We start from the raw sequence: 14,259 nt of genomic DNA on the forward strand, positions 1-14,259 counted from the left end.
ACCGGCGGCCGTCGCCGTGGTGGGCTCAGCCGGCGTCGTCGTGGGCTCGGCCGTTGGCGAGGCCGACGCGCTCGGGCCGGTCGAGGAAGTGCAGCCGCGCCTGCTTCTCCGGCAGCTCGATCACCGGGCCGGCGCGGAACCCGCTGCGCCGCAGCCGCCGGAGCATCCGGTCGTTGCGCACGTCCGGCTCCATGACGACCCGCAGCCGCCCCGGGTCGGCGAAGACGAAGTTCAGGATCGTCCCGAACAGCGCGCCGGTGAAACCGGGCTCGGCGCTCACCGGGGGCCCGATGAGCAGGTGGACGCCCACGTCGCCGGGACGTACCTCGTAGCAGTCGCCGACCGGGTCGGCCCCGGGCTCGTACGTCTGCGCCAGCGCCGCCGGCACGCCGTCGCGGTGCACCAGGTACGCGTGGTGGGTGGTCAGCGAATCCAGGTACGCGTAGATCTCCCGCACCCGCTCGCGGCTGGCGTCGCGCATCCCCCAGAACCGGGCCCGGTCCATCGTGACCCAACCGTGCAGCAGGTCGGCGTCGTCGTCGGGGCGTACCGGCCGGATGGTGACCACACCGAATCCGGGGACGTCGCGTCGGTGGTGCTGTCGGTCAGTGCTCATCCGGCTCCTCGGTGAGGCGGTCCCAGTCGGTCGTCACCGGCAGCAGCTCACCGGCCAGCCACGCGGACCGCTGGTCGTGGTGGTGCTCGTCGCCCGGCACTCCGCTGACGCCGGACGGGACAATCCACCGGCTGTCCTGGCGCCGGCCCAGGTCCCAGACGTACCGCGCGGCCGGCCCCCGGAAGCATCCGTGGGTGACCCCGGGCACGCTCGACGTGGCCAGCACGCAGTCGTGGTCGCCGTCGAGGCGGGGGCCGGGCGCGGCGTCCGGGTCGGGCAGCGCCCGCCAGGCCGTCAGCCGGTGCAGGTCACCCCAGCGCACCGTGCCGTCCGTCGCGGCCGCGACCTCCTCAGCCGCCGCGCGCACCACCGCCGCGACGTCCACGCCGGGCAGCGGGGCCGCGTCGAGCAAATGCTCCAGCGCGTAACCGACCCGCGCCCTCAGCGCCAACCAGGGCGCGAACACCTCGGGGTACGCGGGCGGCTCGGCCAGCGCGGCCAGCGCCGGGTGGTCGGCGATCCGGCGTACGACGGCGGCGCGCAGGAGAGCGAAGTCGGCGGCGTCGACGCTGTCGGCGTGCATCCGCCGGTCCCAGCGCAGCAGCCGATCGCGCAGGGCGGCGGCGGCCGGACCGAGCCCGGTCAGAGCGTCGAGCACCCCCAGCAGCGCCCCGGCGGAACCGAGGTACGTGTCGGTGTGGATCGCCGTCATGTCTACGGCGGTAAAGTCGCGGCCGGCGTCGAGCAGGTCGGCGATCCGGCGCGCGCGGTGCGGTGCGGCGAACTCGACGCCGAGCGGCGCGGACAGCCCGCGTTCGTTGGCCATCACCGCCCGGTCGGCCACCTCGGCCCGAGGCATCGGCGCGTACCAGCCCTGCCAGGCGTACGCCGTCTCCCACGCCGGGACCGGCCGGCGGCCGTTGTCCGGGTGCCGCACGGGCACCGCACCGGCGACCCGGTGCAGCAGGCCACCGGCGGTGTCGGCCGCCTGCACCACGTTGACCGGCTCCACCCAGTGCCGCAGGGCGGTGTCCACGTCGGACACGCTACTGGCCCGCAGCAGCTCCGGTATCGCCGCGAAGCCCAGCTCGCCGCTGACCCGGGGCGGATAGCGCAGGCTCAGCGCCGTGTCGTCGTCCGGTCCGCCGGCGATCACCGGGCCCCGGTCGGTCTCCACCACCTCCACGTCGACCGGGTCCGCGCCGGCCACCTCGATCGTCTCCACGTGGACGGACGCCTCCCGCCAGCCGTCCGGGCCGAGCGCCCGTACACCCGTGTCGTGCCGGCGCAGCCGCTCGACGTAGACGTCCTGGTAGTCGGCCATCGCGTTGGTGATGGCCCAGGCCACCGGGCCGGCGTGGCCGAAGTGTGCGATGCCCGGCACACCGGGCACGGCCAGGCCGACCACGTCGTACTCCGGGCAGGCCAGCCGGATCTGCTGGTAGACGCCCGGGTCCTCGAGGATCCGGTGCGGGTCGCCGGCCAGCAGCGCCGCGCCGCTGGCCGTGCGGGAACCGGCGAGCAACCACCCGTTGCTGCCCGCGATCGCCGGCCCGTCGGTGTTGAACGCCTCGACCGCGGCCGGGCCGAGACACCGCGCGACGTGCTCGCGCCAGAGCTTGCCCGGGAACCCCGCGAACAGGATGTGATGCCCCAGCCACACCGCGAGCGGCGTCCACGGCTCCCACCGGCCCGGGGCGAGCCCGACGGCGGCGAACTCCGGCGCGCGGGCCGCCCCGGCGGCGAGGCCGACGTTCACCCCGGCCACGTACGCGCCCACCCACTCGGCGGTCGCCGCGTCCAGGTTGGCGTGACAACGGCGGGCGGTGTCGTCCAGCCGGACCTGCCGGGCGAACCGGTCCCAACCGAGCGCGTCGACGCCGAGGAAGGCGGCGCTGGTGCCCTGCGACCGGTGCCGCTCGACCTCGATCTGCCACGCCCGGTCGTACGCGGTCACCCGACCCTGCGCCGCCGCGAGAGCGAGCGGGTCGTCGGCGCGGACGTGCGGCACGCCCCACGGGTCGCGGAACCGTCGTGCCGTCATGCCGGTTCGGCCGTGCGTCGGCGGGCGGCCGGTACGACCAGCGGGGTGCCGGTCTCCGGGTCGTCGATCACCCGGCAGGGCAGCCCGAACACCTCGGCCACCAGGTCGGCGGTCACCACCTCGCGCGGGTCGCCGGCGGCCACCACCCGACCGTCGCGCATGGCGATGAGGTGGGTGGCGTACCGGGCGGCGTGGTTGAGGTCGTGTAGCACCGCGACCAGCGTACGGCCCTGCTCCTCATGCAGCCGGGCGCACAGGTCCAGGATGTCGATCTGGTGGGCGATGTCGAGGTAGGTCGTCGGCTCGTCGAGCAGCAGCAGCGGCGTCTGCTGCGCCAGCGCCATCGCGATCCAGACGCGCTGCCGTTGGCCGCCGGACAGCTCGTCCACCGGCCGGTCGGCGAGGTCGGCGACCCCGGTCGCGGCCATCGACTCGTCGACGATCCGCTCGTCCTCACGCGACCACTGCCGCAGCAGCCCCTGGTGCGGGTAGCGCCCCCGGGCGACCAGTTCGGCGACGCCGATCCCGTCCGGCGCGATCGACGTCTGTGGCAGCAGGCCGAGGGTCCGGGCGACCTTGCGGGCGGGCTGGTCGTGGATGTCCCGACCGTCCAGCAGCACCGTGCCCGCGCTCGGGCGCAGCATCCGCGACAGCGCGCGCAGCAGCGTCGACTTGCCGCACGCGTTCGGCCCGATGATCACCGTGAACGACCCGTCGGGCACCGCCACGGTGAGGTTCTCGGAGATGGTGCGCCGGTCGTAGGCGAGGGTCAGCGCGCTGCCGCCAAGACGGGAGGTCATGGGTGCTCCTTGTTCACAGTTGGTCACAGCCGGCCCGCCCGGCGTTCGACGGCCAGCAGCCAGACCAGGTAGCCGCCGCCGAGCACACCGGTCACCACGCCGACCGGAAGCTGATGCCCGGCGAACGCCCGCTGGGCCACCAGATCGGCGCCGACCAGCAGGGCCGCGCCGACCGCCATCGAGGGCAGCAGGTTCGGCCCGGGCGCGCGGGTCAGCCGCTTGGCGACGTGCGGCGCGACGAGCGCCACGAACGACACCGGGCCGGCCGCCGCCGCCGCGAACGACACGAGCAGCACCGCCGCGGCGAGCAGCATCAGGCGCGTCCGCCGTACCGGCACGCCGAGCGCGCTGGCCGTGTCGTCGCCGAGTTCCATCATCCGCAGCGCCGGCGCGCAGCCGACGAGCACCAGCGGCGTGAGCACGGCGGTGACGGCCAACAGCGGCCCGGCGTTGGCCCAACCCCGCCCGTCCAGGCTGCCGGTGAGCCACAGCACCGCGCGGGCGGCGTCCATCAGCGGAGCGCGGGTCAGCAGGTACCCGTTCACGCCGGTGAGGATCGCCGCGACGCCGATGCCGACCAGGACGAGGCGGTAGCCGTGCACGCCCCGCCGCCACGCGAGCGCGTAGATCAGCAGGCCGGTGGCGAGCCCGCCGCCGGCCGCCGCCCCGGCCAGGGCCAGGCTGCCGCCGCCCAGGACGACCACCACCAGCGCGCCGGTCGACGCGCCCTGGGTGAAGCCCAGGATGTCCGGGCTGCCCAGCGGGTTGCGGACCAGCGACTGGAACAGCGTGCCGCCCAGCGCCAGCGCGGCGCCGACCAGCAGGGCCGTGACCAGCCGGGGCAGGCGCAGCTCGGTCACTATGAACTGCTCCGCCACGCTGCCGCCGCCGGTCAGGGCGCGCAGCACGTCGGTCGGGCCCATCGGGTAGTCGCCGCTGCCCATCGCGACCAGCGAGAGCCCGGCGGCGAGCAGCGTCGCGCCGAGACCGACCGCCAGGGCGCGGGGGCGGAACCGCACCGACAACCCACCGGGGGTACGAATGACCGCGCTCACGGGGCCACCAACCGTGAGCGGCTGACCAGCCAGAGGAACAGCGGGCCGCCCAGCACGGCGGTGACCATGCCGACCTGGAGTTCACCGGGGCGGCCGAGCACCCGGCCCAGCACGTCGGCGCCGAGCAGCAGGACCGGCGCGAGCACCGCGCAGTACGGCAGCAGCCAGCGCAGGTCGGGCCCGGTCAGCGCGCGTACCAGGTGCGGCACGAGCAGGCCGACGAAGACGATGGGACCGCAGGCGGCGGTCGCCGCGCCGCAGAGCAGGGTGACCGCGACGATCACGGCGGCCCGGATCACGGCCGGTCGGGCGCCCAGCGCCCGGGCCGCGTCGTCGCCGAGCGCGAGGGCGTTCAGCGGACGGGCAGCCCCGAGGGCGACCAGCAGGCCGACCAGGATGAACGGCGTCACCCGGGCCACCGTCGCGGCATCGGCGCTGGCCAGCGAGCCGACCGTCCAGAACCGCAGCCGGTCCAGCGAGGCGGTGTCCAGCAGCATGACCGCGCTCACGAACGAGTAGAGGGTGGCGTTGAGCGCCGCGCCGGCCAGCGCGAGCCGGGCCGGGGTGGCGCCCCGCCCGCCGCCGACGGCGTAGACCAGCGCGGTGACCAGGGCCGCGCCGAGCAGCGCGAACCAGACGTACCCGCCGATCGCCGTGACGCCCAGGAAAGCGGCGGCGGTGGCCACGGCGGCGGACGCTCCGGCGTTGATGCCGAGCAGCCCTGGGTCGGCGAGGGGGTTGCGGGTGAGCGCCTGCATCACGGCGCCGGCCACGCCGAGCGCCGTGCCGGCGAGCAGTCCGAGCAGGGTGCGGGGCAGGCGCATCCGGTGCACCACGGCGTACTCGGTGGCGTCGCGGTGCAGCAGCCCGGACCAGACGTCGGCGAGCGGCAGCGACTTCGCGCCGACCGCGATGCTGAGCACCAGGATCACGCCGAGCAGTGCCACGGCGGCGAGCAGGCCGGCGGCGCGGGTCGCCCGGCGTCGCTTCGGTGCGGGGGCCGTCGACACGTCCGGCACTGATGGTGTCGGGCTGGTGACGGTGGGTGTGGCGTCCAGTGTGGGCTCCGGGGTGTGGCGACACGGCGAACCGCTGTTGACAACAAGCGAGGTTAGGCTAACCTAACCCCGCTGTCCCGGTCGACCCCGGCCATCCTTTGATCGAAAGACGACACCATGCCCGATGCACTGTCCGCCCGTCGCCTCTCCCGTCGTGGCCTGCTGGCCGCTGGCGGCGCCGCCACGCTGGCCGCGCTGCTCGCCGGCTGCGGCAAGGACGATTCCGCCAAGCCTGCGGGCAGCGACAACACCGCCGGCCCCTGGTCGTTCACCGACGACCGCGCCAAGAAGGTCGAGGTGGCGGCCCGTCCGGCGCGTGTGGTGGCCTTTACCGGCGTGGCGGCGGCCCTGGTCGATTTCGGTCTCGACAAGCAGGTCGTCGGCGTGTTCGGCGAGACCAAGCGCGCCGACGGCACGAAGGACCCCCAGGCCGGTGACCTGAACGTCGAGGCCGTGGAGATCCTGGGCAACACCTGGGGCGAGTTCAGCCTGGAGAAGTACGCGGCCCTGCGCCCCGAGCTGCTGGTCACGCACATGTACGACCCCGACGCCCTCTGGTACGTGCCGGACGAGAGCAAGGACAAGATCCTCCCGCTCGCGCCGAGCGTGGCGATCACCACCGCGCGGGTGCCGATGACCAAGCCGATGGAGCGGTACGCCGCGTTGGCAGAGTCGCTCGGCGCCGACCTGTCCGCCAAGAAGGTCACCGACGCGAAGGCCCGCTTCGACGCCGCCGCCGACGCCGTCCGCCAGGCGGTCAAGGCCAACCCGGGCATCCGGGTGATGGCCTGCTCGGGCAGCCCCGACCTGTTCTACGTCTCCAACCCCAAGGTCAGCACCGACCTCATGTACTTCGCCGAGCTGGGCGTCGACATCGTGGTGCCGACCAAGCTCGAAGCCGGCGACTACTTCGAGGCGCTGAGCTGGGAGAACGCCGGCAAGTTCCCCGCCGACCTGATTCTGCTCGACAACCGCAGCACCGCGTTGCAGCCCAAGGACCTCGCCGCCAAGCCGACCTGGACACAGCTGCCCGCCGTGCGGGCCAACCAGGTGACGCCGTGGGACGCGGTCCCCCGCTTCTCGTACGCCGGCTCAGCGCCGCTGCTGGAGAACCTCGCCACCGCCATCCGGAACGCGAAGAAGGTCGGCTGACGCCATGAGTACGAGCACCGTCGCACCCGTCGCCCTGCAGTACCGCTTCTTCGCCGCGCACGTCGTGCGGGCCCGTCAGGTGGGGGCCTCGCTGATCCGGGTCACCTTCGGCGGCGCGGAGCTGGTCGACTTCGCCGGCGGCGGCCGGGACCAGAGCGTCTCGCTGTTCCTGCCGCACCCGGGTCAGGACGCCCCGGTCGTCCCGGTCGAGCGCGGCGAGGACTGGTTCGGCGCCTGGCGGGCCCTCCCGCCGGACGTCCGCGCGGTCATGCGTTCGTACACCATCCGGGAGCACCGCCCGGCGGTCGGCGAGGTGGACATCGACTTCGTCGGCCACGGCGGCACCGGTCCCGCCTCGCGGTGGGCCAGCCTGGCGGTGGCCGGTGACCGGGTGCTGCTGCTCGGCCCGGCGGTGTACGACAACCGCAGCGTCTGCTTCCGGCCACCGGACGACACCGACCTCGTGGTGCTGGCCGCCGACGAGACCGCGCTGCCGGCCACCGCCGGGATCCTGGCGTGGCTGCCCGCCGGCACCCGGGTCCGCGCCTGGATCGAGGTCCCGGACGCGGCGGACATCACCGAGCTGCCCACCGACGCCGACGCCGAGATCCGCTGGATCGTGCGCGGCAGCACCGCACCCGGCAGCGATCTGCTGGTCAGCGCGCTGCGCGCCACCCGACTTCCGGCCGTCGCGCCGTACGCCTGGATCGCCGGCGAGTCCGGCGTGGTACGGGCGCTGCGGCGGCACCTGGTCGGCGAGCGCGGCTTCGACCGTCGACGGGTGACCTTCGCCGGCTACTGGCGGCGCGGGCTCTCCGAGGAGGACCTGCGCGCCGAGGCGCTGGCCGGCGCCACCGCCTGACCAGCAGTCCCACCAGAACGCAGCACGGCCCCCGGCGCGCGCACGCGTCGGGGGAGGGTTCCGGCTGCCCATCGTCAGAACGTGGAAGGACATCCCGTGACCGTGCCGACGTACCCCGGCGAGACCGACCCGCGCAGCGCACCGGCCGCTCTACCACCGGCCACAGCGCCCGCCGGGGCCCGCGCCCACCTGTTGCACGACGGGTCGGTCGAGCAGTACCGGCGCGCGATCGCCGACGGCGTCGACCGGGTCGCCCGGCGGGTCGCCACGGTGGACCGGCCCACCACCGGAATCGCTCCGGGCGAGCTGGCGCCCCTCGTCGACAGCGTCGACCTGGACCGGCCCCTGGGCGACGCCGGCGCGGCGCTGGACGAGCTGGAGGACGTCTACCTGCGCGACGCCGTCTGGTTCCACCACCCGCGCTACCTGGCCCACCTCAACTGCCCGGTGGTCATCCCGGCGCTGCTCGGCGAGGCGGTGCTCAGCGCGGTCAACTCCTCCCTGGACACCTGGGACCAGAGCGCCGGCGCGACGCTCATCGAGCGACGGTTGATCGACTGGACCGCCGCCCGGATCGGTCTCGGTCCGGACGCCGACGGAGTGTTCACCAGCGGAGGCAGCCAGTCCAACCTCCAGGCGCTGCTGCTGGCCCGGGAGGAGGCGTGCCTCGCCGCGACCACCCCGGCGGCACGCCTGGACCTGCTGCCCCGCCTGCGCGTGCTCACCTCGGTCGCCGGGCACTTCAGCGTCCAGAAGTCCGCCAAGCTCCTCGGCCTCGCCCCGGACGGGGTGATCGCGGTGCCCACCGACGCGCGGCGACGCGTCCGGCCCGCCGCCGTCCGCGAGGAGATCGCCCGGTGCCGGGCGGCCGGACTGGTCCCGATGGCCGTCGTCGGGACCGCCGGCACCACCGACTTCGGCTCCATCGACCCGCTCGCGGACCTGGCGGAGGTCTGCGCGGAGACCGGCGTCTGGCTGCACATCGACGCCGCGTACGGCTGCGGTCTGCTCGTCTCGCCGACGCGCCGGCACCTGCTCGACGGCATCGAACGGGCCGACTCGGTGACCGTCGACTACCACAAGTCGTTCTTCCAGCCGGTCAGCTCCAGCGCGCTGCTGGTCCGGGACCGGCGGGCGCTGGGGCACGTCACCTACCACGCCGACTACCTCAACCCGGCGCGCATGGTGGAGCAGCGGATTCCGAACCAGGTCGACAAGAGCCTGCAGACCACCCGCCGCTTCGACGCGCTGAAGCTGTGGCTGACCCTGCGGGTGATGGGCCCGGACGCGCTCGGCGAACTCTTCGACGAGGTGGTCGACGCCGCGGCCGACGCCTGGCAGCTCGTCAGCGAGGACCCCCGCTTCGAGGTGGTGACCCGCTCGCAGTTGAGCACCGTGGTCTTCCGTTACCTGCCCACCGGTCCGGGCCGGGAGCTGGCCGACGCCGCCAACCTGTACGCCCGGGAGGCGCTGGCCGCCTCCGGCCTCGCCGTGGTCGCCGGCACCCGGGTGGACGGCCGGCACTTTCTCAAGTTCACGCTGCTGAACCCGGCCACGACCGTCGACGACGTCGGCCAGGTGCTCGAACTGATCGCCGGCCACGCCGGGCGGTACGTGCGCGACACCGTCGCCGCCGACCTGACCTGCCCCGTCGGCTGACCCCGAACCCCGCCTGGAGAAGAAGATGTCCACCCACGACTTCGTCGCCATCGGGCTGGGCCCGTACAACCTGGGCCTGGCCTGTCTCACCGCGCCGATCGACGAGCTGGACGGGGTGTTCCTGGAGGCTCGACCCAGCCTCGCCTGGCACCCCGGCATGCTGCTGGAGTCGGCCCGGTTGCAGACCCCGTTCATCGCCGACCTGGTCAGCCTCGCCGATCCGACCTCCCCGTACTCGTTCCTCAACTACCTCAAGGAGATCGGCCGGCTCTACCCGTTCTACATCCGGGAGAGCTTCTACCCGCTGCGCAGCGAGTACGACGCGTACTGCCGGTGGGCGGCGGCGAAACTGCCGAACCTGCGCTTCGGTCAGACGGTGACCACCGTGGAGTACGACAGCGCCGACGGGCGGTACGTGGTGCGGGCCACCACCGGCGGGTCCGAGAGCGTCGAGTACCGGGCGCGGCACCTGGTGCTCGGCACCGGCACGCCGCCGCACCTGCCGGCCGCCGTCGCCGGGCTGCCCGGGGACGCCGTGCACAACTCGCGCTACCTGGAGCACCGGGACGCGCTGCGGACCAGGCGCAGCATCACCGTGGTGGGCAGCGGGCAGAGCGCCGCCGAGATCTACCACGACCTCCTCGGCGACATCGGCCGGTACGGCTACCAGCTCAACTGGGTCACCCGCTCGCCGCGGTTCTTCCCCCTCGAATACACCAAGCTGACGTTGGAGATGACCTCACCGGACTACGTGGACTACTTCCACGCGCTGCCCGAGGAGACCCGCTACCGGCTGGAATCGGCGCAGAAGGGGCTGTTCAAGGGAATCAACGCCGACCTGATCAACGACATCTTCGACCTGCTCTACGCGCACAGCGTCGACGGTCCGGTGAACACCCGGCTGATCACCAACACCGAGCTGGTCGACGCCACCCACCACGACGGGGAGTACACGCTCGGGTTGCGGCAGGTGGAGCAGGAGCGGGACTTCACCCTGCGCACCGAGGGTCTGGTCCTGGCCACCGGCTACCACTACCGGGTCCCGACGTTCCTCGAACCGGTGCGCGAGCGCATCCGCTGGGACGCGCACGGCCGCTTCGACGTGGCCCGCAACTACAGCATCGACCACGACGGGCGGGGCATCTTCCTGCAGAACGCGGGCACCCACACGCACAGCATCACCTCACCCGACCTGGGCATGGGCGCGTACCGCAACTCCTGGATCATCCGCGAGCTGCTCGGCCGCGAGCACTACCCGATCGAGAAGAGCATCACCTTCCAGGAGTTCGGGGTGGTGTCGTGAGCGTGGTCTTCAGCCGCGCCGACGAGCGGCTCGGGAACTTCGCCCTGCGTCGCCTCGACCCAGAGGGCGACGCCGGGGTCCTGCACGGCTGGGTGACCCACCCGAAGTCGGCGTTCTGGTTGATGCAGGACACCGACGAGGCCCAGGTCGTCGAGGAGTACCGGCGCATCGCCGCCCACCCGCACCACGACGCGTACCTGGGCCTGTGGCGGGGGAGCCCGGCGTTCCTGGCCGAACGCTACGACCCGGCGCACGTGGAGCTGGTCGGCCGGTACGACCACCAACCCGGCGACGTGGGGATGCACTTCCTGTGCGCACCCGCCGGCACGCCGGTGCACGGCTTCACCCGCGCGGTGATCCGTACCGTCCTGGCCTGGCTCTTCGCCGACCCGGCGACCGTGCGCGTGGTGGTCGAGCCGGACGTGCGCAACACGGCCGTGCACGCGCTGAACGCCGCCGTCGGATTCGAGGTCGTCGGCCCGATCACCAAGCCGGAAAAAGAGGCGCTGCTCAGCGTCTGCACCCGCGCCCAGTTCCAGGCCGCCACCGAGCGGGCTACCGCCACCCCAGCAGAAGGAGCCCCGGCGTGACCACCACCGCCGTCCCCACCTCGCCGACCGTCACCGGCCCGGCCACCCCGGGCGACCCGGTCGCGCACCTCACCCCGCAGCGCTGGGCGCGGGCCAACCGGATGCTGGTCCGCAAGGCGCTCGCCGAGTTCACCCACGAGCGGCTGCTCACCCCGACGCCCGTGCCGGGCCCCGACGACCGGCAGTGGTACGAGGTCCGCAGCGACGACGACCTCATCACCTACCGGTTCGCCGCCCGGGTGCTCGCCCTGGCCCACTGGCAGATCGACGCGGACAGCATCACCCGGCACCGCGACGGCACGTCGCTGCCACCCGACGCGGTGGACCTGATCGTCGAGCTGCGCGGCACTCTCGGGCTCTCCGCTCGGGTGCTGCCCGTCTACCTGGAAGAGATCACCTCCACCCTGGCCGGTACGGCGTACAAGCTGGCCCAGGGTGCGCCGGGCGCCGCCGAGCTGGCCGGCGCGGACTTCCAGACCATCGAGACGTCCATGACCGAGGGTCACCCCTGCTTCGTGGCCAACAACGGCCGGCTCGGCTTCGGCGTCGACGAGTACCACCGCTACGCCCCGGAAGCCAGCACGCCGGTAAGCCTGGAGTGGCTGGCCGCGCACCGGGACCACTCGACGTTCAGCAGCGCCGCCGACCTCGACTACGACGCGCTCATCTCCGGCGAGTTGGACGCTGCGACCCGGGCGCGGTTCGCCGCCACGATGGCTGACCTCGGGCTCGACCTCGCCGACTACCACCTCATCCCGGCGCACCCCTGGCAGTGGTGGAACAAGCTGGCGGTGACGTTCGCGGGGGAGTTGGCCGAACGCCGGCTCGTGCACCTCGGCCCCGGCCCCGACTCGTACCTCGCGCAGCAGTCCATCCGTACCTTCTTCAACGTCACCGATCCGGGCCGGCACTACGTCAAGACGGCGCTGTCGGTGCTGAACATGGGCTTCATGCGCGGGCTGTCGGCCGCGTACATGGCCGCCACGCCGGCCATCAACGACTGGCTGGCCGATCTGATCGCCGCCGACGAGGTGTTGGCCGGCACGGGCCTGACGGTCATCCGGGAGCGGGCGGCGGTCGGCTACCGCCACCGGCAGTACGAGGCGGCCACCGAACGGACCTCCCCGTACCGCAAGATGCTCGCCGCCCTGTGGCGGGAGAGCCCGGTGCCGGGTCTGGCCCCGGGGGAGCGACTGTCCACGATGGCCGCGCTGCTGCACGTCGACGACGGCGGCGGCTCGCTGGCGGCGGCGCTGATCGACCGGTCCGGCCTGGCGCCCGAGGTGTGGCTACGCCGCTACCTGGACGCCTACCTGACCCCGCTGCTGCACAGCTTCTACGCCCACGACCTGGCCTTCATGCCGCACGGCGAGAACGTCATCCTGGTCCTCGACGAGCGGCACACCGTCCAGCGGGTGATCTTCAAGGACATCGCCGAGGAGATCGCGGTGCTGAGCGCCGACGTCGAGCTGCCGGCCGAGGTGGAGCGCATCCGGGTCGAGGTGCCCGACGACACCAAGTTGCTGACCATCTTCACCGACGTGGTCGACTGCTTCCTGCGCCACCTCAACGCCGTCCTCGTCGAGGCCGGGGTGCTCACCGAGGACGCCTTCTGGGGCACGGTCGCGGCCTGCGCCGCCGACTACTTCGCGCGGGTGCCGCACCTGGCCGAGCGGGTCCGCCACTACGACCTGTTCGCTCCCGAGTTCGCGCTGTCCTGCCTCAACCGCCTTCAGCTCCGCGACAACCAGCAGATGATCGACCTGGCCGATCCGTCGGCCGCCCTGCAGTTCGTCGGCACCCTCACCAATCCACTGGCCGCCCACGCCCCGGCCCGCTGACGCCACTCCGTCTTCATCGCGATCACTTGATGCTGACCAGTTGTCCGGCCCCTCCTGGAACTGGTCAGCATCAAGTGATCATTCCCCGCCGGGCACGGCAACCACGCGTCGTACCCGTACGTGACGGTCTCCGGATCGGCTGACCCCTCGCCTACCGGTAGTCGGCGTAGATCCGGCGTTGCGCACCGTCGACGGTTACCGGGCCGCCGTGCGGGAGGATCCACTGCGGTCTGGTGTGGCCGAACGGCACGCCGACGCAGACCACCGCCTCGGGGTTGTAGCGGTGTATCTGGTCCACGACCGTGTCGCGCTGCTGCTCGCGTAGCCGTGCCCGCTCCTGCGCGTCGGGCCGGCGGTCCAGGTCGGAGACCGGGGGACGGGCGACCAGGACCGCGTCGGCGGCGGCCAGGAGACCGCGTTCCCCCAGCGAGCGGACGATCCAACCGACCTCGCGCGCGGGGAGCAGCTCCTCCGACGTCTCGATGATCAGCACGCCGCCGCGCAGCACCTCCGGTCCGAACGGGAAACGCCCCGCCGTGAGGAGCCACTGCAGGACCTCCAGGCAGCCACCCCAGGTGGGGCCGGTGACGGTGCGGCGCGGCCCGTGCCAGGTCCACGGCTCGGTCGGCTCGCGTTCCCCGAACGACTGCAACGCCCGCGAATCGTCCCAGGGAACCCCGACATCCTCGGACTCGCCCGGGTCGGTGATCTCCAACCGCTCGCCGGTGAGCAGCGCGGCGCGCAGCGAGCGGGCGTGGATGTCGTCCACGGCGGGACCGGGTCCGAGGTGCACCTGGGACGACCCGCCGTAGAAGCTCGCGATGCCGAGCCCCCAGAGCCACTGGTGCAGGTTGGTGTTGTCGCTGGTGCCCAGGAACGGCTTCGGGTCGGCGCGGGCCAGGTCGGCGTCCAGGTGGGGGACGACGGTGATCTGGTCGTCGCCGCCGACGACGGCCAGGATCGCGCGTACCCGAGGATCGGCGAAGGCGGCGTTGACGTCCGCCGCGCGGGCCTGTGCGCTCGCGCCGACCGTGCGGGTGGTGGGGTACTCGACCGGGACGAGGCCGGTCACGTCGGCGAGCCGGCGCATGGCCTGCTCGTGGATCTCGGGAAAGGCGCCCGCGGCGGCGAAGGACGGCGACAGGACCGCGATCCGGTCACCCGGGCGTGCCTTCGGTGGACGTACAAGATCGTGCTTCATTCCGAGATTCCACCAGCGGCACCGGTCGCCGCGCACCCCGTTTCGGTGCGCGCCGACGGTGGCCGCACCGTGCAGAGA

General features: G+C 73.2%; 12 protein-coding genes. 6 read left to right on the forward strand and 6 right to left on the reverse strand.

Translation table 11 applies throughout. From position 1 onward, the window contains the following. Nucleotides 1-25: 25 nt before the first annotated feature. The 5 genes from ACIBTX_RS22940 to ACIBTX_RS22960 are packed head-to-tail and all read right to left on the reverse strand — an operon-like array spanning nucleotide 26 to nucleotide 5,573. On the reverse strand, nucleotides 26-616 hold the full coding sequence (locus tag ACIBTX_RS22940; protein WP_357117848.1) for a GNAT family N-acetyltransferase: 591 nt from the start codon (nucleotides 614-616) through the stop codon (nucleotides 26-28). Further along, nucleotides 606-2,660 (reverse strand): penicillin acylase family protein, encoded by a 2,055-nt coding sequence (locus ACIBTX_RS22945; protein ID WP_396832981.1) that lies wholly within the window; start codon nucleotides 2,658-2,660, stop codon nucleotides 606-608. The genes ACIBTX_RS22940 and ACIBTX_RS22945 overlap by 11 nt, the downstream gene beginning before the upstream one ends. After that, nucleotides 2,657-3,460, reverse strand: a complete 804-nt coding sequence (locus ACIBTX_RS22950) for an ABC transporter ATP-binding protein (RefSeq protein WP_357117854.1) — start codon at nucleotides 3,458-3,460, stop codon at nucleotides 2,657-2,659. Before ACIBTX_RS22950 ends, ACIBTX_RS22945 begins: the two co-directional genes overlap by 4 nt. A gap of 23 nt (nucleotides 3,461-3,483) precedes the next feature. Then, nucleotides 3,484-4,515 (reverse strand): FecCD family ABC transporter permease, encoded by a 1,032-nt coding sequence (locus tag ACIBTX_RS22955; RefSeq protein WP_396832982.1) that lies wholly within the window; start codon nucleotides 4,513-4,515, stop codon nucleotides 3,484-3,486. Continuing rightward, on the reverse strand, nucleotides 4,512-5,573 hold the full coding sequence (locus ACIBTX_RS22960) for a FecCD family ABC transporter permease (protein ID WP_396833028.1): 1,062 nt from the start codon (nucleotides 5,571-5,573) through the stop codon (nucleotides 4,512-4,514). The genes ACIBTX_RS22955 and ACIBTX_RS22960 overlap by 4 nt, the downstream gene beginning before the upstream one ends. 117 nt (nucleotides 5,574-5,690) lie before the next feature. On the opposite strand from ACIBTX_RS22960, the gene ACIBTX_RS22965 reads away from it, so the two are divergent. The 6 genes from ACIBTX_RS22965 to ACIBTX_RS22990 all read left to right on the forward strand — a co-directional run bounded on the left by ACIBTX_RS22965 (nucleotide 5,691) and on the right by ACIBTX_RS22990 (nucleotide 12,980). Beyond that, on the forward strand, nucleotides 5,691-6,725 hold the full coding sequence (locus tag ACIBTX_RS22965) for an ABC transporter substrate-binding protein (RefSeq protein WP_396832983.1): 1,035 nt from the start codon (nucleotides 5,691-5,693) through the stop codon (nucleotides 6,723-6,725). A 4-nt stretch (nucleotides 6,726-6,729) separates the two neighbouring features. Further along, a complete protein-coding gene (locus tag ACIBTX_RS22970; RefSeq protein WP_357169638.1) occupies nucleotides 6,730-7,587 on the forward strand; it encodes a siderophore-interacting protein in 858 nt (285 codons plus the stop codon). 96 nt (nucleotides 7,588-7,683) lie between these two features. Continuing rightward, nucleotides 7,684-9,246 carry a pyridoxal phosphate-dependent decarboxylase family protein gene (locus ACIBTX_RS22975; protein ID WP_396832984.1) on the forward strand — a complete coding sequence of 521 codons (1,563 nt, stop codon included), beginning with the start codon at nucleotides 7,684-7,686 and terminating at the stop codon, nucleotides 9,244-9,246. A gap of 25 nt (nucleotides 9,247-9,271) precedes the next feature. Beyond that, the gene (locus tag ACIBTX_RS22980; RefSeq protein ID WP_357398752.1) at nucleotides 9,272-10,549 is read left to right on the forward strand and encodes a SidA/IucD/PvdA family monooxygenase; all 1,278 of its coding nucleotides are present in this window, start codon (nucleotides 9,272-9,274) and stop codon (nucleotides 10,547-10,549) included. Continuing rightward, nucleotides 10,546-11,139, forward strand: a complete 594-nt coding sequence (locus ACIBTX_RS22985; protein WP_357117871.1) for a GNAT family N-acetyltransferase — start codon at nucleotides 10,546-10,548, stop codon at nucleotides 11,137-11,139. The genes ACIBTX_RS22980 and ACIBTX_RS22985 overlap by 4 nt, the downstream gene beginning before the upstream one ends. 101 nt (nucleotides 11,140-11,240) lie before the next feature. Next, complete coding sequence (locus ACIBTX_RS22990) at nucleotides 11,241-12,980, forward strand: IucA/IucC family protein (RefSeq protein WP_396833029.1); 1,740 nt, start codon at nucleotides 11,241-11,243, stop codon at nucleotides 12,978-12,980. A 151-nt stretch (nucleotides 12,981-13,131) separates the two neighbouring features. On the opposite strand, the gene ACIBTX_RS22995 is transcribed toward ACIBTX_RS22990, so the two are convergent. Then, nucleotides 13,132-14,181 (reverse strand): LD-carboxypeptidase, encoded by a 1,050-nt coding sequence (locus ACIBTX_RS22995; RefSeq protein ID WP_357117873.1) that lies wholly within the window; start codon nucleotides 14,179-14,181, stop codon nucleotides 13,132-13,134. Between the last annotated feature and the right edge of the window lie 78 nt (nucleotides 14,182-14,259).

This window comes from Micromonospora sp. NPDC049359 (genome assembly GCF_044466585.1).
Taxonomy (GTDB): domain Bacteria; phylum Actinomycetota; class Actinomycetes; order Mycobacteriales; family Micromonosporaceae; genus Micromonospora.